Annotated in this window: 21 protein-coding genes and 1 tRNA gene; 9 read left to right on the top strand and 13 right to left on the bottom strand. The window is 63.8% G+C overall.

Annotation, left to right across the window (positions count from 1 at the left end):
- The first annotated feature begins 60 nt into the window (after positions 1–60).
- Complete coding sequence (locus tag E0473_RS00870) at positions 61–1734, top strand: thiamine pyrophosphate-dependent enzyme (RefSeq protein ID WP_137678987.1); 1674 nt, start codon at positions 61–63, stop codon at positions 1732–1734.
- On the opposite strand, the gene E0473_RS00865 is transcribed toward E0473_RS00870, so the two are convergent.
- Entirely contained in the window at positions 1731–2144 is a 414-nt protein-coding gene (locus tag E0473_RS00865; protein WP_137678986.1) for an EVE domain-containing protein, read from the bottom strand. The genes E0473_RS00870 and E0473_RS00865 overlap by 4 nt on opposite strands.
- A gap of 126 nt (positions 2145–2270) precedes the next feature.
- Between E0473_RS00865 and E0473_RS00860 the strand changes: the two genes are divergently transcribed.
- The 5 genes from E0473_RS00860 to E0473_RS00840 all read left to right on the top strand — a co-directional run bounded on the left by E0473_RS00860 (position 2271) and on the right by E0473_RS00840 (position 7729).
- Positions 2271–3962, top strand: a complete 1692-nt coding sequence (locus tag E0473_RS00860; RefSeq protein WP_137678985.1) for a putative bifunctional diguanylate cyclase/phosphodiesterase — start codon at positions 2271–2273, stop codon at positions 3960–3962.
- A 59-nt stretch (positions 3963–4021) separates the two neighbouring features.
- Positions 4022–4831, top strand: coding sequence for a diaminopimelate epimerase (gene dapF / locus E0473_RS00855; RefSeq protein WP_137678984.1), 810 nt, complete (start codon positions 4022–4024; stop codon positions 4829–4831).
- 17 nt (positions 4832–4848) lie between these two features.
- A complete protein-coding gene (locus E0473_RS00850; protein WP_137679993.1) occupies positions 4849–6021 on the top strand; it encodes a MiaB/RimO family radical SAM methylthiotransferase in 1173 nt (390 codons plus the stop codon).
- Positions 6018–6947 carry a signal recognition particle-docking protein FtsY gene (ftsY, locus tag E0473_RS00845; protein WP_137678983.1) on the top strand — a complete coding sequence of 310 codons (930 nt, stop codon included), beginning with the start codon at positions 6018–6020 and terminating at the stop codon, positions 6945–6947. The genes E0473_RS00850 and ftsY overlap by 4 nt, the downstream gene beginning before the upstream one ends.
- Before the next feature lie 134 nt (positions 6948–7081).
- Entirely contained in the window at positions 7082–7729 is a 648-nt protein-coding gene (locus E0473_RS00840; protein ID WP_137678982.1) for an inner membrane-spanning protein YciB, read from the top strand.
- A 284-nt stretch (positions 7730–8013) separates the two neighbouring features.
- Here the strand turns inward: E0473_RS00840 and E0473_RS00835 are convergent, their stop codons facing one another.
- From E0473_RS00835 to E0473_RS00795, 10 genes are all read right to left on the bottom strand, one after another.
- Entirely contained in the window at positions 8014–9906 is a 1893-nt protein-coding gene (locus E0473_RS00835; protein ID WP_137678981.1) for a potassium transporter Kup, read from the bottom strand.
- A gap of 93 nt (positions 9907–9999) precedes the next feature.
- Positions 10000–10686, bottom strand: coding sequence for a tetratricopeptide repeat protein (locus E0473_RS00830; protein ID WP_137678980.1), 687 nt, complete (start codon positions 10684–10686; stop codon positions 10000–10002).
- Entirely contained in the window at positions 10683–11099 is a 417-nt protein-coding gene (locus tag E0473_RS00825; RefSeq protein ID WP_137678979.1) for a cytochrome c-type biogenesis protein, read from the bottom strand. The genes E0473_RS00830 and E0473_RS00825 overlap by 4 nt, the downstream gene beginning before the upstream one ends.
- The gene (locus E0473_RS00820; RefSeq protein WP_137678978.1) at positions 11096–11632 is read right to left on the bottom strand and encodes a DsbE family thiol:disulfide interchange protein; all 537 of its coding nucleotides are present in this window, start codon (positions 11630–11632) and stop codon (positions 11096–11098) included. Before E0473_RS00820 ends, E0473_RS00825 begins: the two co-directional genes overlap by 4 nt.
- Positions 11629–13581: a heme lyase CcmF/NrfE family subunit gene (locus E0473_RS00815; protein ID WP_137678977.1), complete on the bottom strand. Its 1953-nt coding sequence runs from the start codon at positions 13579–13581 to the stop codon at positions 11629–11631. The genes E0473_RS00820 and E0473_RS00815 overlap by 4 nt, the downstream gene beginning before the upstream one ends.
- Entirely contained in the window at positions 13578–14051 is a 474-nt protein-coding gene (gene ccmE / locus E0473_RS00810; protein ID WP_137678976.1) for a cytochrome c maturation protein CcmE, read from the bottom strand. The genes E0473_RS00815 and ccmE overlap by 4 nt, the downstream gene beginning before the upstream one ends.
- A complete protein-coding gene (locus E0473_RS15480; RefSeq protein WP_162848934.1) occupies positions 14048–14188 on the bottom strand; it encodes a hypothetical protein in 141 nt (46 codons plus the stop codon). Before E0473_RS15480 ends, ccmE begins: the two co-directional genes overlap by 4 nt.
- Complete coding sequence (ccmC, locus tag E0473_RS00805; RefSeq protein WP_137678975.1) at positions 14188–14937, bottom strand: heme ABC transporter permease CcmC; 750 nt, start codon at positions 14935–14937, stop codon at positions 14188–14190. Before ccmC ends, E0473_RS15480 begins: the two co-directional genes overlap by 1 nt.
- Before the next feature lie 85 nt (positions 14938–15022).
- Positions 15023–16105 (bottom strand): Leu/Phe/Val dehydrogenase, encoded by a 1083-nt coding sequence (locus E0473_RS00800; protein WP_137678974.1) that lies wholly within the window; start codon positions 16103–16105, stop codon positions 15023–15025.
- A 41-nt stretch (positions 16106–16146) separates the two neighbouring features.
- A tRNA-His gene (locus E0473_RS00795) sits at positions 16147–16223 on the bottom strand.
- A 186-nt stretch (positions 16224–16409) separates the two neighbouring features.
- Between E0473_RS00795 and E0473_RS00790 the strand changes: the two genes are divergently transcribed.
- The 3 genes from E0473_RS00790 to E0473_RS00780 are packed head-to-tail and all read left to right on the top strand — an operon-like array spanning position 16410 to position 17799.
- Complete coding sequence (locus E0473_RS00790) at positions 16410–17051, top strand: prolyl hydroxylase family protein (protein WP_137678973.1); 642 nt, start codon at positions 16410–16412, stop codon at positions 17049–17051.
- Positions 17048–17356 carry a hypothetical protein gene (locus tag E0473_RS00785; protein ID WP_137678972.1) on the top strand — a complete coding sequence of 103 codons (309 nt, stop codon included), beginning with the start codon at positions 17048–17050 and terminating at the stop codon, positions 17354–17356. Before E0473_RS00790 ends, E0473_RS00785 begins: the two co-directional genes overlap by 4 nt.
- Positions 17353–17799 (top strand): GFA family protein, encoded by a 447-nt coding sequence (locus tag E0473_RS00780; RefSeq protein WP_137678971.1) that lies wholly within the window; start codon positions 17353–17355, stop codon positions 17797–17799. The genes E0473_RS00785 and E0473_RS00780 overlap by 4 nt, the downstream gene beginning before the upstream one ends.
- An 84-nt stretch (positions 17800–17883) precedes the next feature.
- Here E0473_RS00780 and rpmE read toward each other — a convergent pair whose 3' ends face one another.
- Together rpmE and fabZ are read right to left on the bottom strand one after the other, a co-directional pair.
- The gene (gene rpmE, locus E0473_RS00775; RefSeq protein ID WP_137678970.1) at positions 17884–18111 is read right to left on the bottom strand and encodes a 50S ribosomal protein L31; all 228 of its coding nucleotides are present in this window, start codon (positions 18109–18111) and stop codon (positions 17884–17886) included.
- 94 nt (positions 18112–18205) lie between these two features.
- Complete coding sequence (gene fabZ, locus E0473_RS00770) at positions 18206–18655, bottom strand: 3-hydroxyacyl-ACP dehydratase FabZ (RefSeq protein ID WP_137678969.1); 450 nt, start codon at positions 18653–18655, stop codon at positions 18206–18208.
- Positions 18656–18673 lie beyond the last annotated feature (18 nt).

Here is an 18673-nt window from a genome sequence, read left to right as displayed (position 1 = left end):
ACAGGTTGGCGAAGATGGCCTTGCTTGCGGAGCCCGATCTGCCGCGCTAGCCCGTTGCAGATGAAACTGCCTGCCGACAGCCCGCTCACCGCAGCCCAGCTGCTCGTCGCCTGCCTTGCCGAACAGGGCTGCGACCGCGTGTTCACCGTCCCCGGCGAGAGCTTCTTGCCGGTGCTCGACGCGCTGGCCGATGGCGACGCCATAGATGTAGTGACCTGCCGGCAAGAGGGCGGCGCTGCCTTCATGGCCTGCGCCGATGGCGCCATGCGGATGCAGCCGGGCGTGGCATTCGTCACCCGCGGCCCGGGTGCCACCAACGCCAGCATCGGAGTCCACGTGGCGATGCAGGATTCGCAGCCGATGATCCTGTTCATCGGTGATGTGGATCGCACCATGCGCGACCGCGAGGGCTTTCAGGAGATGGACTTCGCCGCCTTCTTCGGGCCCATCTGCAAGTGGGCCTCGCGGATCGACGATCCCGCGCGCATTCCCGAATATGTCGCCCGCGCCTGCTCGACCGCCATCGCGGGCCGCCCCGGCCCCGTCGTGCTGGCCCTGCCCGAAGATATGCTGCACGAGGCCGATATTGCTGCCGCACCGCGCCCCGCCGTGGTCCGCCCGGCCCAGCCCCCCTGCCCCGACGCGCTATCGGCACTGATGGCGATGATCGGCGATGCCGCCGCTCCGGTAGCGATTGTTGGCGGCGCGGGTTGGCACGAGAAGGCGCGCACGCACTTCACCACATTTGCCGAGCGGATCGGCCTGCCAGTCGCCACCGCCTTTCGCCGGCAGGATGCGCTGCCACCCTCCTCACCCGTCTATGCTGGAAACCTCGGCTATGGGCCCAATCCCAAGCTGGTAAGCCGGATCAAGGAGGCCGATCTGGTGCTCGTCGTCGGCGCGCGGCTCGGCGAGGCGACAACCGATGGGTACACGCTCATCACGCCCGACCATGCGGGACAAGTGCTGGTCCACGTCTACCCTGATCCGGAGGAACTGGGCCGCGTCTACCGCACCGATCTCGCCATCTGCGCCGACCCGGCGGAGTTCTCCGAAAGCGCCGCGCTGTGGGACGATGGCAGCATCATCACCTTCGATGCCGGAGCGCAAGCCCACGCTGAATGGCGCGAATGGAACACTCCGCGCGAAGAGGCGCTGTTCCCCCTCGATCTGGCCCGCGCGCTGGCCTCTGCGCGCGAGCTGCTACCTACCGATTCGATTATCTGCAACGGAGCGGGCAACTTCTCGGGCTGGTGGCACCGTTACTGGCCCTATGCGGGCTTCCCTTCGCAGCTCGCCCCCACTGCCGGAGCCATGGGATATGGCATTCCCGCCGCCGTGGCCGCCGCGTTGCGTTTTCCCGAGCGCTGTGTGCTGGCGGTATGCGGTGACGGCGACTTCCTGATGAACGCGCAGGAACTGGCCACCGCAGCCCAGCACGGCGCGAACCTGTTGGTGATCGTCTTCGACAACTCGGCCTACGGCACGATCCGGATGCATCAGGAGCGCGAGTATCCCGGCCGGGTGTCCGCGACTCGCCTCGCCAACCCGGACTTTGCCATGATGGGCCGCAGCTACGGCGCCTGGAGTGCGACGGCCCGCACCAATGCCGACTTCGAAGAAGCGCTGAGGGAAGCCATGCAGCACGATGGCCTGCGCCTCATTCACTGCCTGACCGACATCGAGCAGCTCAGCGCTGGCGGCGCAACGATAAGCGGGTTGCGCCGGGCCTAGGCGGCGTCCTTCGACATACTGAGGATCTCGTCCCATTCCTTAACCGTCAGCTCGGCCACAGATAGGCGGCCAAGGCGGACAAGTTCGATTCCTTCAAGCGCCGGATTGGCCTTGATCGCCTTCAGTGTCACCGGGCTCGGCACCGGCTCGACCGGCTTGAACTTCACCGTTGGCCACTTGCCTTCCTGATCGGTCGGATCGATCAGCCCGGCCTCGCTCACCTCGGCGATACCGACAATCTCCAAACCCTTGTTAGAATGGTAGAAAAAGGCAAGATCGCCTTCCTCCATCGTGCGCAGGTTGTTAGCGGCGCGGTGGTTGCGGACCCCGTCCCAAACCGTCTCGCCATCGCGCAAAAGGTCGTCCCAAGAGTATTTGAACGGTTCCGATTTGATCAGCCAGCGATGCAAAGATTAGCCCTCCATTCTTGCCAGTGGCCCTAGACGGTTGCCTGGCTCTGCGCAATTAACCGGATATTGAAGGTGATGCGCCACAAACTTCTCTCGACTATGCGAGTCTCACGACAAGAGCTGCCTATGCAACAGCACGACCAGAAGCCCCGGGCAGAACGCCGCAGCGGCAAGGCGGATCACGATATCGTGGCGCTTGGCATCATTACGGCCGCCATCATCCTTTTTGTAGGCACCGGCGGCAGCCTGATGCCCAAGATCATCCACTCCTGGATGACCGACAGCTATTCGCCCGACGTTCTGCTCTCGAACGCCGTCCTGCTCAACATCGCCCTGCTGATCTTCGGCTGGCGACGCTACAGCGACCTCAAAGAGGAAGTGCGCGAAAGGCGGCTGGCCGAACAGCGCGCGCAGGAGCTGGCCGAGATCGATCCGCTCACCGGGTGCTTCAACCGGCGCGCCGGCTTGCCCGCTATCGACCGGATGCTGTCCCAGGCGTCGACCAGCGGAACAGAGGTCGCGGTGATGGTGCTCGATCTCGACAACTTCAAGCAGGTTAACGATCTCAAAGGCCATCAGCTTGGCGACCGTGTACTGCAAAGCGTTGCCGAGCGGCTTGGCTCGGCGCTGCCCGCAGGAAGCATCTCGATCCGCATGGGCGGTGACGAGTTCGCCTGCGCCATGGCCTACAGCAGCAAGGCCAGCGAAAGCGTGGAGAAGGTCGCCGCCAACATTATCGATCTCGTCAAAAAGCCGATCACGCACGAGGGGCTCGAGGCAGAAGTCAGCACCTCGCTGGGCATTGCCTCGACGCACGATAGAGGGGACGAGACAGCGGACCTGACAGCCGAAGAGCTGATCCACCGCGCCGACATCGCGATGTATCAGGCCAAGAAGCGCGGGCGGAACCGCCACTTCTGGTTCGAACCGGCAATGGAAACCCAATTCCGCCTACGCAACAAGCTTGAGGGGGCCATCCGCCGCGGCATCGCCCTGGGTGAGTTCGTGCCCTATTACGAACAGCAGATCGATATCGGGACCGGCGAACTGGTTGGGTTCGAGATGCTGGCGCGGTGGAAATCGCCGCAATATGGCCTCGTCAATCCCGATGTATTCATTCCGATCGCCGAGGAATGCGAGCTGATTGCGCAGCTTTCCGAATCGCTAATCCGTCAGGCTCTGCGCGACGCCAAGGATTGGGCGCCGCACCTCACGCTGTCGGTGAACATCTCGCCAATCCAGATGCGCGACCCGGCCTTTGCGCAGCGCCTGCTGCAACTGCTGGTGGAAACCGGCTTTCCGCCGACGCGGCTCGAAGTAGAAATCACCGAGACGTCGTTGCACGAGAATCTGCCTTCCGTGCGCGCCATGGCCATCAGCCTCAAGAACCAGGGCATCAAGATCAGCCTCGATGATTTCGGCACCGGCTATGCAAGCCTCGCGCAACTGCGCAACCTGCCGTTTGACCGCCTGAAGATCGACCGCAGCTTTGTGGCCGAACTGGCCAAAAGCCCAGAGGGCGGAGAGCTGGTGGAGGCGATTGTCTTGCTCGGCAACGGAATGAACCTTCCGATTACCGCCGAAGGGATCGAAACACCCGAGGTGCTCGAGGCGCTCAAGTCCTTAGGCAAGCTCAAGGGTCAGGGTTATCTTTATGGCCGGCCCGAAGACGCTGCGGCTACCCGCGCAAGGTTGTCGCGAGGTGAGCTGCCAAAAGGTGTGGAAGATTCAGTTTCCGCAAGCAAACCGGCGGCGTCTGTAACTACTGACCGCACCGCGCCGCTCGCTCATCCGTTCGGAGACCGGCTCGTGAGCTGAATGGGCTCGCGCAGGCACAGCCATTGCCACCGGGCGGCGCGCGCCCTACTTGCCCGGACATGCGCGTAGAGTTCACCAAGATGCACGGACTGGGCAACGATTTCGTGGTCATCGACGACCGCGCCGATTGCCTGCCCGCTTTCGATGCCGAGCGCGTGCGGCAACTGGCCGACCGCCATATCGGGATCGGCTGCGATCAGTTCATCCTGCTGAAGCCCAGCGCCAGCGCCACCTGCCGCATGGTCATCCATAATGCCGATGGCGGCGAGGTCGAAGCCTGTGGCAATGCCAGCCGCGCGGTCGGCCTGTTGGTGGGCGAACCTGCTACGCTGGAAACGCTCGGTGGCACCATCGCTACCCGCCCCGATAGCGCGGGGATCAGCGTCGATATGGGTGAGCCACGTTTCGACTGGGACGCCATCCCGCTCGCCTATGCGATGGATACGCTCACGATGCCGCTCGGCTGGGATGAACTGGAGCAACCCGCCGCCGTCAACGTCGGCAACCCCCATGCGATCTTCTTCGTGCCCGATTGCGACGCGGTTCCGCTTGACCAGCTTGGCCCGCAAATCGAACACGACGCCGTGTTCCCCGAGCGGGTCAACGTCAACGTCGCCACCGTGGTGGACCGCGAAACGGTCCGCCTGCGCGTGTGGGAGCGCGGTGTGGGCCTTACCCGCGCCTGCGGCACCGGTGCCTGCGCCACGGCCATTGCGGCGATGCGGCGCGGGCTCACGAATCGCGAAGTAACGGTCATCCTTCCCGGCGGCCAACTGCGGATCGGCTGGGGCGCGGACAACCGCATCACCATGACCGGCCCCGCCACGGTCAGCTTTCGCGGCAGCTTCGCCTGGGACGACTTCAGTTGAACGCAGCGCCTGAAGCCATTTCTCCCGAGGTTATTTCTTTGGGTTGCCGCCTGAACATCGCCGAAAGCGAGCGCATCCGCGCGCTGGTGGCGGGTGAAGATAATCTGGTGGTGGTCAATTCCTGCGCTGTCACCTCCGAGGCCGTACGCCAGACCCGGCAGGCGATCCGCCGCGCGCGGCGCGCCAATCCCGATGCGCGCCTGCTCGTCACCGGCTGCGCGGCCGATATCGAGCGCCAGCAACTTTCCGCAATGCCCGAGGTCGACGGGCTGATCGCCAATGCCGACAAGCTCGACGCGCGCGCCTGGAACGTGCCCGAGCCCGAACGCACCCCGCCCGCACTGCATACCCGCGCCTTTATCGCGGTGCAGAACGGCTGCGACCATGCCTGCACCTTCTGCGTCATCCCGCAAGGACGCGGCGCGAGCCGTTCGCTAAGCGTTGCACAAGTGCTAAGCGAGGTCGAGCAGCACCTCGCCCAGGGCGCGCCCGAGGTGGTGCTGACCGGGGTCGACCTAACCAGCTGGGGCCATGACCTGCCCGGCTCTCCTGCGCTCGGCACATTGGTGCGCGCCCTCCTCGATGCCTTCCCGCAGCTCCAGCGGCTGCGGCTGTCCTCGCTCGACGGGATCGAGATCGACAGCGACCTGTTCGACCTAATCGCCCACGAGCCCCGCGTAATGCCGCATGTTCACCTATCGTTGCAGCACGGGGCGGACCTCATTCTCAAGCGCATGAAGCGCCGCCACAGCCGCGCGCAGGCGCTCGATCTGGTGGCCCGACTCAAGGCCGCGCGGCCCGAAATCGCCGTCGGCGCCGACATCATCGCCGGCTTTCCTACCGAGACCGATGCGCATCATGCCGATAACCTGTCGATCATTGCCGAACTGCCGGTCGTCCACGGCCACATCTTTCCTTATTCGCCCCGCCCCGGCACCCCTGCCGCGCTCATGCCACAGGTCGAAAAGCCGGTGATCCGCCAGCGCGCGGCAGAACTGCGTGAGGCGGTCGCCAACGCCCGCGGCGCTTGGCTTGCAAGTCTTGTTGGCGAACAGCTCTCTGTGCTTACCGAAAGCGACGGCACCGGCTATGCTGGCAACTTCGCCCGTGTGCAGCTACCCCAAGGCACCGCGCGCGGCACGATTATCGCCATAACTCCCACCCAAGTGACAGAAGGCCTGCTGGTTTGACCGATAGCGCTCCGTCCTGGTCGCAGAAGCTGTTCGGCGGCTTCCGCAAGACCTCCGAACGCCTTGCCGACAATCTCACCGGGGTGGTCGGCTCGGCCACGCTTGATGATGCCACGCTCGACGAGATCGAGGATGCGCTGATCCTTTCGGACCTCGGCCCCTCGGCTGCCGCACGCATCCGTGCCAAGCTGGCCGAAAAACGCTTCGGCCTCACCATCACCGAGCAGGAGCTGAAGGAGGCGGTGGCCGAGGAAATTGCCGCGATCCTGCGCCTGGTCGCCAAGCCGCTGGAGGTGACGGCCTTCCCGCGCCCGCAGGTGATCCTCGTGATCGGGGTCAACGGCTCCGGCAAGACAACCACCATCGCCAAACTCGCTCATTGGTTTCAGGAGGACGACTACGGCGTGCTGCTGGCCGCGGGCGACACCTTCCGTGCCGCCGCCATTGGCCAGCTAAAGGTCTGGGCGGAGCGCATCGGTGCCCCCATCATCACCGGCCCCGAAGGCGGCGACCCGGCGAGCATCGTGTTCGATGCGGTGAAGCAGGCGACCGACACCGGGATAGACGCCCTTGTGGTCGATACCGCCGGACGGCTCCAGAACAAGCGCGAGCTGATGGACGAGCTGGCCAAGATTCGCCGCGTCCTCGGCCGCCTCAACCCTGAGGCACCGCACGACGTGGTGCTGGTGCTCGATGCCACCAACGGGCAAAACGCGCTGTCGCAAATCGAGATATTCAAGGAGGTGGCGGGCGTCACCGGCCTGATCATGACCAAGCTCGACGGCACCGCGCGCGGCGGCGTGCTGGTGGCGGCGGCGGAGCAATATGGCCTGCCGATTCACGCTATCGGCGTCGGCGAAAAACTCGACGACCTGCGCCCGTTCGATCCTGATCTCGTCGCTCGCGTGATTGCTGGAGTGGCCTGAGGTTGATTTGAGTACACACACCCGCTCGCCCTGAGCCTGTCGAAGCGCTGCTTTTGTTTCAGCGCTTCAGGCAGAAGAAAGGGCAATCCTTCGACAAGCTCAGGATGAGCGGATCAGAGATTGTTGGTAAAAGCATGACCACCCAAGCCCCGAAGACAAAATCCGCCAGCGGTTGGCTCAACGTCGCGGTCGACTACGGCCCGCTGCTGGTGTTCTTCCTCGCCTACAAATGGTTCTCGCCCGATGGCGAAGATGCAGCGGGCGAAATCCTCGCTGTGGTCAAAGGCACCGGGGCCTTCATCGTCGCCTCGCTGGTGGCGCTGGCGGTGAGCAAGCTGCGGCTGGGCAAGATCAGCCCGATGCTGTGGCTGTCGACGGTGCTGATCGTCGGCTTCGGCGCGCTGACGATCTACTTCCAGGACGAACGCTTCATCGAGTGGAAGCCGACCGTGATCTACCTCGGCTTTGGTGTCATGCTGCTGGGTGGCTGGCTTAAGGGCAAAGCTTTGCTCAAGGTGCTGCTCGAAACGGCGTTCGAGGGGCTGACCGACGAGGGCTGGCTGAAGCTGTCACGCAACTGGGGCGTATTCTTCCTGTTCCTCGCCGCGCTCAACACGGTGCTGATCTACACGATCAGCTTCGAAGCCTGGCTGGCGGCGAAACTCTGGCTGTTCATGCCGCTCTCTTTCCTGTTCACCTTCACCCAGATTCCCATGCTCTTGAAGCACGGACTGTCACTCGGGGATGAAGAAGAAGTCGTGCAGAACCCGCCGCACGATTAGAGTCTGATGACATGCCCCTGATCCACCTTGCTCCTCTCCTCTCGGGAGGAGCAAGGTGGATCAGGGTGATGTCATCCAGCTGTAAACTTTCCTACAAAGGCTGGGAGGTGCTTGGCGGATATGTATAATCTCCCCCCTAACCCTCATCTGCCGCCGCGCAGATCCGCCACGACTGTCAACTTCGCCGCAGCCGTGCGAAGCTCAGCATTTCTGCGGAAAATCGCGACCTTCGAGCACAGCGATGGTGTCAACTTCGTCAAGCGATCGCGCCGCGCTGGCGCCAGCTAGATTTCCACCTGGCTGCCCAGTTCCACCACGCGGTTCGTAGGCAGGCCGAAGAATTCCATCGCGGTGGTCGAGTTGCGCATCATCCAGGCGAACAGCTTCTCGCGCCACACCACCATGCCCGGCTTGTCCGCCGACAGCAGCGTCTGCCGCGAGAGGAAGAAGCTCGTCTTCATCATGTCGAACGGCCCGCCGCAAATACGGTGATTGTCGAGCACCGCCGGAATGTTGGTCTCTTCCATGAAGCCATAATGCAGCGTGACGCGATAGAACCCGTCGCCAAGCTCCATCACATCGACGCGCGCATCCGGATCGACATAGGGCGTGTCGGCAATTCTCACCGTCAGCACCACCACCCGGTCATGCAACACCTTGTTGTGCTTGATGTTGTGCAGCAGCGCCGAGGGCGTTCCCGCCGTAGCCGAATCGAGGAAGATCGCTGTGCCTTCCACCCGCGCCGTGCTCGACCGGGCGGACTTTGCGAAGATATCCAGCGGCAGCGAGAACTCGCTCATCCGCTGCCGCATCAATTTGCGCCCCTTCGACCAGGTGGTGAGCAGCGTGAATGCGACCGCGCCGATCATCAACGGGAACCAGCCGCCGTCAGCCACCTTCGTAAGGTTGGCGGCAAAGTAAGCCCCATCGACGAGCAGGAACACCAGCACCACGGGCGTTGCCAGCCACCACTTCCATTTCCACACCCCGATCAGCAGCACGGCCATCAACAACGTGTCGATCGTCATCGCGCCGGTGACGGCAATGCCATAGGCGCTCGCGAGGTTGGACGACTTCTGGAAGAACAGGACCAGCAGGATCACCCCGCACATCAGTGCCCAGTTGATGACCGGAATATAGATCTGCCCGTGATGCTCGTCACTGGTGTGGCGGATCGACAGGCGCGGCACGAAGCCGAGCTGGATCGCCTGATGCGTGATCGAGAAAGCCCCGGAGATTACTGCCTGGCTGGCGATGAAGGTGGCGCAGGTGGCCAGAATCACCAGCGGCAGGCGGTAGGCTTCGGGCGCAAGATAGAAGAACGGGTTGAGGATCGCATCCTCGGCCGCCGCATCGCCCAGCCCGATGATCATCGCGCCCTGCCCGAAGTAGTTGAGCAAGAGGCACGGCATCACATAGCCGAACCACGACAGCCGCATCGGACCGCGCCCGAAGTGGCCCATGTCGGAATAAAGCGCCTCGGCACCCGTAACCGCCAGCACCACCGAGCCCAGCGCAAGGAAAGCGAACCACTTGTCGGTGACGAAGAACTGGTAGGCGTACCAGGGGTTCAGCGCCCAGAGGATTTCCGGGCTCTGGACGATGTACCAGATGCCCAGCGCCGCCAGCACGAAGAAGTAGAGCCCCATCACCGGAGCAAACATCGCGCCGACCTTGGCCGTCCCGCGCTTTTGCAGCACGAACAGCGCAATCAGCAGGATCAGCGCGATCGGGATAACGAGGTCGTCGAGCCGGCTGTCGACCACGGTCAGCCCCTCGACCGCCGAAAGCACCGAGACCGCCGGGGTGATCATCGAATCGCCATAGAACAGCGCTGTTGCCGCCACGCCTAGCAGCACAACGAACCAGCCATGTTTCGACTGCCCGATATGCCGCGACAGCAGCGCAACCAGCGCCAGCGACCCGCCCTCACCCTTGTTATCTGCCCGCATCAGGATGGTGACATATTGCAGCGACACCACGATCGTCATCGACCAGAAGATCAGACTGATCACGCCGAAGATGTGCATGTCGTCGATCGGCAAATGGTGTGCGCCGCGAAACGTCTCGCGGAAAGCATACAGCGGCGACGTGCCGATATCGCCGAACACGATGCCCACGGCACCGACGGCGAGTTTCAGCTTGGCACTGGTGCGGTCGGACCCGGCTACGCTCATCGAGGATTTCGACTCATGTCGCTTGTGTGCAATTGCGAAGCGCGCCGCTTAGCAGCGTGGCAAACCCCGTGCAATCGCGGGCAGACCATGTGTCTATTGCCCGGACGGTTCGGGCGCTGCGGGGGGCGGCGGTGCGGGGGCATCTTCCATCTGCGACACGGCGGCCAGCATCGCATCGAGACGTTCAAGCTGCTGACCGACGATCTCGCGTCCAACGGCCCCTTCGGGCGCGGCGGCAAGCGAATCGGCCCAGACCTGCCGCGCCTCCAGAAACCGTCCCTGCCGGATCAGCGCCACGCCCAAAAAGTAGTTCGGCGCGAGATGCTGCGGCTTCAGCTCAGCCGCCTGGCGGTAGGCATAGAGCGCCGGCACTGTCAGCACGCCGTCGGCATGTTCGACCAGCGCGTTGCCTTCGGCAATCCAGGCCTCGAAATCCTGCGGATTGTCACGCGTTACCGAGGCCAGCAATTGCGCCGCCTGCTGATAACGCCCCTCGCGCGCCAGAGCATCGGCAGTCACGATAAAGTCAGCCCGCGAGCGCTCATCGCTGGCGAGCAAGTCGCGGCGCACTTCGACCACGTCGAACAGCGGCGCAGCACGGTTTGCGCCCGCCGCCTTGGGGGCGCTGGGCAAACCGGGGCTGGCCTGAAGCGAATAGCCCGCCAAGCCGACCGCAAGCGCGGCCAGCAGGCTAGACCAAAGGGCCTTCTTCAGCTTGAACAGAAACACCGCAGCACCGAAAGCGAGCGCCGCAAGGGCAATGACGATCAGCCAGGTCATTTGCGCGCCCTCATCCGCCGGAAAATGGCAAAGCCCGCCACCAGCACCACGATCACCGGAATCGCAAACAGCGGCCAGGTGGAGCTGCTCAAATGCGGCTTGTAGCTGACATAGTCGCCATAGCGCGACACCAGCCAGGCGCGGACCTGCTCGGGGTCTTCACCCGCAGCAATGCGGGTGCGGACCTGGTGGCGCATGTCGCCCGCCATAGGCGCATCGCTGTCGGCAATAGACTGGCTCTGGCACTTGAGGCACCGCAGCGTGATCATCAAGTCCTGCGCCTTGGCCTCCAGCGCGGGATCGTCAAGCTGCTGATAGGCATAGGGCGCTGGCGGCAGGCTATCCTGCCCCAGACCCGGCGCGGCCATCGGCAGAACGAGGATCAGCGCGAGCAAAGCAACGAGCCGCCTCATGCGCCCGCCTTCCGCAGTTCTTCGAGGATCATGCTGACCTGCTCGGGACGAATATCACCGATATGCTGATAGGTAATGCGCCCCTGCCCATCGATAACGAAGGTTTCCGGCACGCCCGAGGAGCCGAGCGAGAGCTGCACTTCGGAAATGTCGTCACGCCCGATCCGCGCAAAGGGATTTCCATAGGCGCCGAGGAAACGGTCCACGTCCTCCTCGCGGTCGCGGATGGCTACACCCACGATCGTGGCCCCGGCGCGCTCAAGCTCGGCAAGCTGCGGAGCTTCGGCGGCGCAGGGTACGCACCAGCTGGCGAAGATGTTGAGCAGCTTGGGCTTGCCATCGGCCAGATCGGCACTGGAAAGCGCCGGACGGCTCGCCGTGGCGGCGGGCAGATCGAAGGCGGGAATTTCCTGCCCGATCATCGCGCTCTTCACGAATTCGTCCTTGGGCTGCGTCAGCTGATAGGCGAACAGCCCGAACAGGAAGGCAGCAATGCCGACCAGCACCCACAGGCCGATGCGGACTTTCCTCATGCGCGTGCCTCCTGCTCTTCGCGACGCTCGACCAGCTTGCCCGCGGCGGAACGGCGGCGCAGATCGCCAACCACGCGCCCGACCAGCGCCAGCGCCCCGCCCAAGGCAATCAGCAAGCCGCCATACCAGATCCAGGTGACGAAAGGCTTCCACCACAGGCGCAGCTGCCAGCGGCCATCCTGCGACTGGTTACCCATGGCGACGTACAGCTGGCCGTTCCAGCGCGTTATCAGTGCCACTTCGCTCGTCTCTTGCGGCGGGGTCCAGAAATGACGGGATTGCGGCCGCGCATCGCGCCATTCGCCGCCTTGGTAGGCGACCTTCATTTCGGCCTCCATCGCCACCCAGTTGGGGCCGGCGGCAGGCTTCACCGCGTCAAGCCGCGCCTGCCACGGGCCGATATCGACAACGTCACCGATGTTGGAGGCAATAAGCCGCTCCTGCTGGAACGCGCTGTCTGCCGACATCCCGAACAGCGCCACGGCGAGGCCAAAATGGCCGATACACATGCCCCAGACCGCAATCGGCAACCGCCGCAGCGAACGCCCACGCAGCGGCATGAAACTCGACACCGCGACCGCAACGGAGAGCGCGAGGCCAAGCAATGCCAGCAACGAAATATCGCTCAGCAGCGCCACCGCGACCAGCACCGCCAGACCCAGTGCAGCAGCGATCAGCACCGGCCACTTAACGCGGGCGAAGGAATCCTTCCGCCAGCGGAGCAGCGGGCCGATCACCAGCACCGCCAGCATCGGGTAAAAGAAGATCGCGCTCACCGGATCGAAATAGGGCGGCCCCACCGAAACCTTAACATCGAAGGCCTCGGTAAGCAGCGGGTAAAGCGTGCCCAGCAGCACTATGCCGAGGATCGCCGAAAGCATCACATTGTTGACCACCAGCGCACCCTCACGGCTCAATGGCGAGAACCGCTCGCCTTCCGAGACAGTGCTGGCGCGGGTGGCGAAAACGGCCAGGGCTCCGCCAATGTTGATCGCCAGCAGCGCAAGGATGAAGCTGCCGCGCTCCGGATCGACCGCAAAGGCGTGGACGCTGGTGAGAATACCCGAACGCACGAGGAAGGTGCCGACCATGCTCATCGAAAAGGCGACCACGCCGAGCATGATGGTCCATGTCCGCAAGGCATCGCGCGAGGCCAGTACCGAGGCGGAGTGAAGCAGCGCGGTCGCGGCCAGCCACGGCATCAGCGAGGCATTCTCGACCGGGTCCCAGAACCACCAGCCGCCCCAGCCAAGCTCGTAATAGGCCCAGTAAGAGCCAGCTGTTATGCCGATAGTGAGGAAAATCCACGCGCCCAGCACCCAGGGCCGCATGACGCGCGCAAATTCGGGCGTCACCGCACGGGTCAACAGCGCGCCCACCGCAAAGCTGAACGCCACCGACAGGCCGACATAGCCGACGTAAAGCGTGGGTGGATGGAAGGCGAGACCGATGTCCTGAAGCAACGGGTTGAGCCCGTTGCCCTCGGGTGGAGCTTGGGTAAGCCGCTCGAACGGGTTGGAGGACAGCAGCAAGAAGGCATAGAAGCCCAGCCCGACAAAGGCCTGGGCGCCCAGCGTCGCCAGCATGGTCCGCTCGGGCAGGCGGCGCTCGATCAGCGCTATGGCCCCGCCAGCCAGCGCCATCACCGTGACCCACAGCAGCATCGAGCCCTCGTGATTACCCCAGGCTCCGGCCAGCTTGAAGATCAGCGGCTTCATCGAGTGCGAATTGTTGGCCACCAGCAGCACCGAAAGGTCGGTCACCGCGAAAACATAGAGCAGGCAAAGGAAGGAAAGCCCGCACAGCCCCGCCTGCAACGCCGCCGCCGGTCGCACCAGCGCAGCCAGCGGATGGCCGTTCTCGCCAGCACCGAGCAAGCCGCCCAGCAACTGCAGGACGGCAAGCGCTGCGGCAAGCCACAGCGCAGCAAGGCCGATCTCGGCAATCATTCGAGCGTCGCTTTCACCTGCTGGCGGACCTGTTCCCGGGTCATCCCTTCCAACTCTTTGGGCATATAATTCTCATCGTGCTTGGCCAGCAGATTATCGGCCACGAACACGCCATCGGCGCCCATCTTGCCCTCGGCCACCACGCCCGAGCCTTCGACGAACAGCGCCGGCGCGATGCCGGTGAAGCTGACCGGCACCTCGGCGGTACCATCTTCGACGATAAAGCGGATTGTCGTTCCGTCTGGCTGCTCCGCGATTGACCCCATCTCGACCATGCCGCCCAGCCGGACCCCCTGATCGGGCGCGGGCGCTTCGGAGATGATCTCGCTCGGCAGATAAAAATAGCTCGCCTGATTGCGCAGCGCCCAAGCCGCGAGCAAGCCCGCCCCGATCAGCGCCACCAGCGCGAGCGAAAGCAGCACCAGCCGCTGATGCTTCGGCTTGAGGCCCTTGGTTGCACTATCGGTCATTTCCTGCGGCTCTCCTCGCGGCGCTTTTCCGCCGCGCGCATGGTGGCGAAGCTCCAGACCGTCAGCGCCAGCGTGCCGATCAGGCAGATCGCATATGCCGCGTAGACAAAGTCCATCATGTCGAGCGTTTCGCGCATCAGGCGTCTCCTGGGGTGGCTTGGGCCAGCTCGGCCTTCTGAGCCTTGCGCCGCAAACGCGCCTCGGCCTGCGCATCGGCCAGGATCGCCCGCATCCGGGCGAAGACCACGCCGCCGAACAAAAGCGAGAAGCCAAGCACGCAGGCGAGCAGCGGATAGAGATAGACCGGGTCGATGGCCGAATTGCCCATCGTGATCGATGGCGGCTGATGCAGCGAGTTCCACCATACCACCGAGCGGTTGATGATCGGCACGTTGATCGCCCCGACCAGACCGAAGATCGCGGCGATCCGGCTCGACGAGCCTTCGCGGGCGAGCGCATTGGTGAGCGCGATATAGCCAAGATAGAGGAACAGGAGGACCAGCATCGAAGTCAGCCGTCCGTCCCACACCCACCATGTGCCCCAGGTCGGGCGGCCCCAGATCGAGCCGCTCGCAAGGCAGAGGAAGGCGAACACCGCCCCCGGCACCGCCACCGCCCGCGCCGAGATCGCCGCCAGCGGGTGACGCCAGACCAGTTCGACCAAGCTGGCGATCGCAATCGCCGTCCAGCCGCCCATCCCAAGCCAGGCAGCGGGCAGGTGAACAAACAGGATTTTAACCGAATCGCCCATCAACCGATCGGGCGGAGACGACATCCACCCCCAGATCAGCGCCGCCGCAGTCACAATCAGACCGCCCACCAGCAAGGGCATGGTGAACCAGCGGGCGATTTTTAGAAACCGGGCGGGGTTGGCGTAGCCGTGCATCTCTCGGACAAAGTCAACTTCTTGGCCGCATCAAGCGGTTCGTCCCTTTGGCATTAGTGCGCAGGCAGAGCAAGGGTAACCGGGGCTATTCCCCGCGCCCGATGGCCTCGCGCGCCATGCGGTCAGCCACTTCATGCGCGCCTGTACCTGAACGCTCGCTTTCCTCCCAAATCGTTGTGAGCGTGCGGGCGATCCCGCCAATGCGCTCCATCACCGTGGCAGACGAGCAAGTCTCGCCAGCGCGACGGGCAAGGTATTCGAGGCCCACGTTGATGATGCCGCCAGCGTTTATGACGTAGTCGGGCGCGTAGAGAATGCCGCGTTCACGCAGCATCTCACCATGTTCGGCCCGAGCGAGCTGGTTGTTCGCGCCGCCAGCGACGATGGTGCAATCGAGCTGCGGGATGGTCGCATCATCGAGAATCGCGCCCAGCGCATTGGGGCTAAACACATCGCAGCCGACCTCCATGATCTCGCCGGTCGACACGCAGCTTCCGCCCAGTTGCGCCGCCAGCACCTCTGCCCGGGCGTGGTCGATGTCTGCGAGCGTCACCCGCGCGCCCTCACCCGCCAGCAGCCGCGCAACGCCGCTGCCGACCGATCCGCAGCCCTGCACCGCGACATGCACGCCGTCCATGTCCTTGCCGCCAAGCCGATATTGCACGGCCGCCTTGATGCCGAGAAAGATGCCTTGCGCCGTGTAGGGACCGGGATCTCCCCCTGCCTGTCCCGGTTGAGCGGGCAAGCCACACACGTGCTCCGTCCGCTGATGGATCGCTTCCATATCGGCCACGCTCGCGCCGACATCCTCGGCGGTGACATAGGCCCCGCCGAGCGCCTCGACCGCATCGCCAAATGCAGCAAGCATCTCGGGTGTCTTGGTCCGCTGTTCGTCGAGCAACACCACAGCCTTGCCGCCGCCCAGCGGCAGCCCTGCCAGCGCATTCTTATAGCTCATACCCCGCGACAGGCGCAGCGCATCGCGCACCGCAGCCAGCGGCTGCGGATAGTGCCAGAAGCGCGTGCCGCCCGCGCCGGGGCCACGGTGAGTCGAATGCAGCGCAACAATCGCGGTGAGGCCCGAGGCACGGTCGTGGATGACTTCGACGCGTTCGTGCTCGTCGAAATCGGGCATGGTCCAGATGGCGGCAGAGCCGGGCGCAGTCATAGAGGGAATCCCAGTGCAAGAGCCTGCAATGCTAGGAAAAATGGGGCGATCGAGGGGTCTCGAACCCCCGACCTCCGGTACCACAAACCGGCGCTCTAACCAACTGAGCTACGATCGCCACATGCCAGCCAGGCATTGATCAATGCACGGGCTGTTACGTCCCTGTGCCAGCCGGTCAAGCGGCTTTCGGCACGGGCGAGCGCCTCTTGCACACACTCCCCGTTTTGCAAAGCGAAAATTGCGCGAAAGGTGTGACAATTGTTCATGCTTGAACCCTGCCCCGCGCGCACTATCACGCAAAGCCATGACTCAATGCGGCGCAACCAGCCCTGAAATCCTGCTCGAAACCGCCGGCATAATGCGCGTTCCCAACCCGCGGCTGGCGCTGTTTCAGCTTCCCGAGTTTCTCCCGCCCGACCTGTGTCAGGAGTTGATCGCGCTGATCGAGCGTGACCGGCGCCCCTCCACCATCGCCGACCCCAATGGCGATAACTATTTCCGGACCAGCGAAACCTGCGACCTCCCGGCCGACGAGCCCGCCGTGCTCGATCTCGAACAACGGCTGCAAGCGCTCAACCACATCGACCCGGCGCATGGCGAGCCGGTGCAGGGCCAGCGCTACGATGTGGGGCAGGAATTCAAGCCGCACACCGACTATTTCGAACCCGATGGCGCGGACTTTCAAAAGTTTTGCAATGTCGCGGGCAACCGTACCTGGACCTTCATGATATACCTGAACCATGTCGAGGCCGGGGGTGCGACGCGGTTCAAGGTCATCGACAAGACCTTCAAGCCCGAAACAGGCCGCCTGCTGTGCTGGAACAACCGGCGCGAGGATGGCAGCCCCAACCCGGTCACGCTTCATCACGGGATGAAGGTGCGCAAAGGGGTCAAGTACGTGATCACCAAGTGGTATCGCGAGAAGCCATGGGGATGGAGCGAGTGAGCGGGGCCGTCTTCATCTACCGCTGGCGCGTTGCCGCCGAACACGAAACCGCCTTTCTCGACCGCTGGCGCGAGGCGACACGCGATCTTGGCAATCGCGGCGGACTCGGCTCGCTGATAGGCAAGAACAAAGATGGCGAGCTTGTGGCCATTGCCCTGTGGCCAGATGCGGAGACCCGGGACGCAGCATTCGCCAGCAACGGCGATGCCGAACCCTGGCCGCCCAACGACCGGCTTGCGGCGGAGCAGATCGATCCACTTTCCGACATGTGGAAGCCCGCAGTCTGGAGAGAGCTTAACCGATGACCATGGCCCGAAATGCTCGCTGCCACTGCGGCGCAGTCCGCTTCACGGTGGAATTTCCTGACGAGACACTGCGCGGCTCGCGTTGCAACTGTTCGATCTGCGCGATGAAGGGTGCGGTGATGGTCTACGTGCCGCGCGAAGCCGTCACCGTCACGCAAGGCGAGCACTCGCTCGCCTGCTACAGCTTCAACACAGGCGCGGCGAAGCACCGCTTCTGTAAGACCTGCGGCATCCACTGCTTCCACCAGCCGCGCTCCGATCCCGACCTTTTCGCGGTCAACGCCGCCACGCTCGAAGGCGTGCGACCCTACGAGGACTTTCCCGAGGTATCGGTCAACAACGGCCAGCAGCACCAGCTCGATAACGAGGGTATGCGGCTGCTGGCCGGCACACTGCGGTTCACGCCATCGCCCGATGGCAAATGGCCGCATGAAGGCTGGTGAAGTTGGCCTGGTAGTCGACAACGAAAAAGGGCGGCCCCGCGAGGCCGCCCTTTTCGAATAAACGCCAGTGCTGGCGCGGCTCGCTTACTTCTTCTTGAGCGAGAGGCCGCCGAAACGCTGGTTGAACTTGGCCACGCGCCCACCATCCTGAATACGCTGCGGACCGCCAGTCCAGGCCGGGTGGCTGGTCGGGTCGATCTCGAGGTTCATGGTGTCGCCTTCCTTGCCCCAGGTCGACTTGGTCTGGAACTCGGTGCCATCAGTCATCTTGATCGTGATGGTGTGGTAATCGGGATGAATATCGGCCTTCATGGCATTGGTCCTTCGTAGCCTCGAAGCGGTTCCGACCGCCTCAGCTGTAAATGAGAAGGCGCGCCCCTAGCGAGACGACGCGCAAAAAGCAAACTTATTCCGGTGCGTCTGCGATCATCGCGGTGAACTGCACCTCGCAGGTGGTCTTGCCCTCAACGCTCGCCTTGCCGGCAAACTTGCACACCTTGCTACGCTGCTGGACAAAGCTCGCCTCCAGCTCAAGCAAACAGCCCGGCGTGACCGGAGCACGGAACTTCGCGCCCTCGATCGCCATGAAGAATACCAGCTTGCCGCTACCCGCCAGTTCCAGCGTCTCCACCGCGAGGATCCCGGCGGCCTGCGCCAGCGCCTCGATCTGGAGCACGCCCGGCATGATCGGCGCACCAGGGAAATGGCCCTGGAAAAACCCTTCATTGAAGGTCACGCCCTTCACCGCCCGGATGGATTCGCCCTTGTCGAGCGCGACCACCCGGTCGACCAGCAGCATCGGATAGCGATGCGGCAGGGCGCTGAGGATCTTCGGGATGTCGTAGATGTCGCTCATGCGCCCTGCCCCATTGAT

The organism is Aurantiacibacter suaedae, from assembly GCF_005434915.1.
Taxonomy (GTDB): Bacteria; Pseudomonadota; Alphaproteobacteria; order Sphingomonadales; family Sphingomonadaceae; genus Alteraurantiacibacter; species Alteraurantiacibacter suaedae.
Note: the sequence above shows the minus strand (reverse complement) of the source record. Positions and strands in the feature narration are given on the sequence as shown.

What these genes read in the sequence shown, in the direction of transcription:
- E0473_RS00870 (WP_137678987.1), top strand. Translation starts at nt 61, where the DNA reads ATGAAACTGCCTGCCGACAGCCCGCTCACCGCAGCCCAGCTGCTCGTC.
- E0473_RS00860 (WP_137678985.1), top strand. Translation starts at nt 2,271, where the DNA reads ATGCAACAGCACGACCAGAAGCCCCGGGCAGAACGCCGCAGCGGCAAG.
- dapF (WP_137678984.1), top strand. Translation starts at nt 4,022, where the DNA reads ATGCGCGTAGAGTTCACCAAGATGCACGGACTGGGCAACGATTTCGTG.
- E0473_RS00840 (WP_137678982.1), top strand. Translation starts at nt 7,082, where the DNA reads ATGACCACCCAAGCCCCGAAGACAAAATCCGCCAGCGGTTGGCTCAAC.
- E0473_RS00835 (WP_137678981.1), bottom strand. Translation starts at nt 9,906, where the DNA reads ATGAGCGTAGCCGGGTCCGACCGCACCAGTGCCAAGCTGAAACTCGCC.
- E0473_RS00830 (WP_137678980.1), bottom strand. Translation starts at nt 10,686, where the DNA reads ATGACCTGGCTGATCGTCATTGCCCTTGCGGCGCTCGCTTTCGGTGCT.
- E0473_RS00825 (WP_137678979.1), bottom strand. Translation starts at nt 11,099, where the DNA reads ATGAGGCGGCTCGTTGCTTTGCTCGCGCTGATCCTCGTTCTGCCGATG.
- E0473_RS00820 (WP_137678978.1), bottom strand. Translation starts at nt 11,632, where the DNA reads ATGAGGAAAGTCCGCATCGGCCTGTGGGTGCTGGTCGGCATTGCTGCC.
- E0473_RS00815 (WP_137678977.1), bottom strand. Translation starts at nt 13,581, where the DNA reads ATGATTGCCGAGATCGGCCTTGCTGCGCTGTGGCTTGCCGCAGCGCTT.
- ccmE (WP_137678976.1), bottom strand. Translation starts at nt 14,051, where the DNA reads ATGACCGATAGTGCAACCAAGGGCCTCAAGCCGAAGCATCAGCGGCTG.
- E0473_RS15480 (WP_162848934.1), bottom strand. Translation starts at nt 14,188, where the DNA reads ATGCGCGAAACGCTCGACATGATGGACTTTGTCTACGCGGCATATGCG.
- ccmC (WP_137678975.1), bottom strand. Translation starts at nt 14,937, where the DNA reads ATGCACGGCTACGCCAACCCCGCCCGGTTTCTAAAAATCGCCCGCTGG.
- E0473_RS00800 (WP_137678974.1), bottom strand. Translation starts at nt 16,105, where the DNA reads ATGACTGCGCCCGGCTCTGCCGCCATCTGGACCATGCCCGATTTCGAC.
- E0473_RS00790 (WP_137678973.1), top strand. Translation starts at nt 16,410, where the DNA reads ATGACTCAATGCGGCGCAACCAGCCCTGAAATCCTGCTCGAAACCGCC.
- E0473_RS00780 (WP_137678971.1), top strand. Translation starts at nt 17,353, where the DNA reads ATGACCATGGCCCGAAATGCTCGCTGCCACTGCGGCGCAGTCCGCTTC.
- rpmE (WP_137678970.1), bottom strand. Translation starts at nt 18,111, where the DNA reads ATGAAGGCCGATATTCATCCCGATTACCACACCATCACGATCAAGATG.
- fabZ (WP_137678969.1), bottom strand. Translation starts at nt 18,655, where the DNA reads ATGAGCGACATCTACGACATCCCGAAGATCCTCAGCGCCCTGCCGCAT.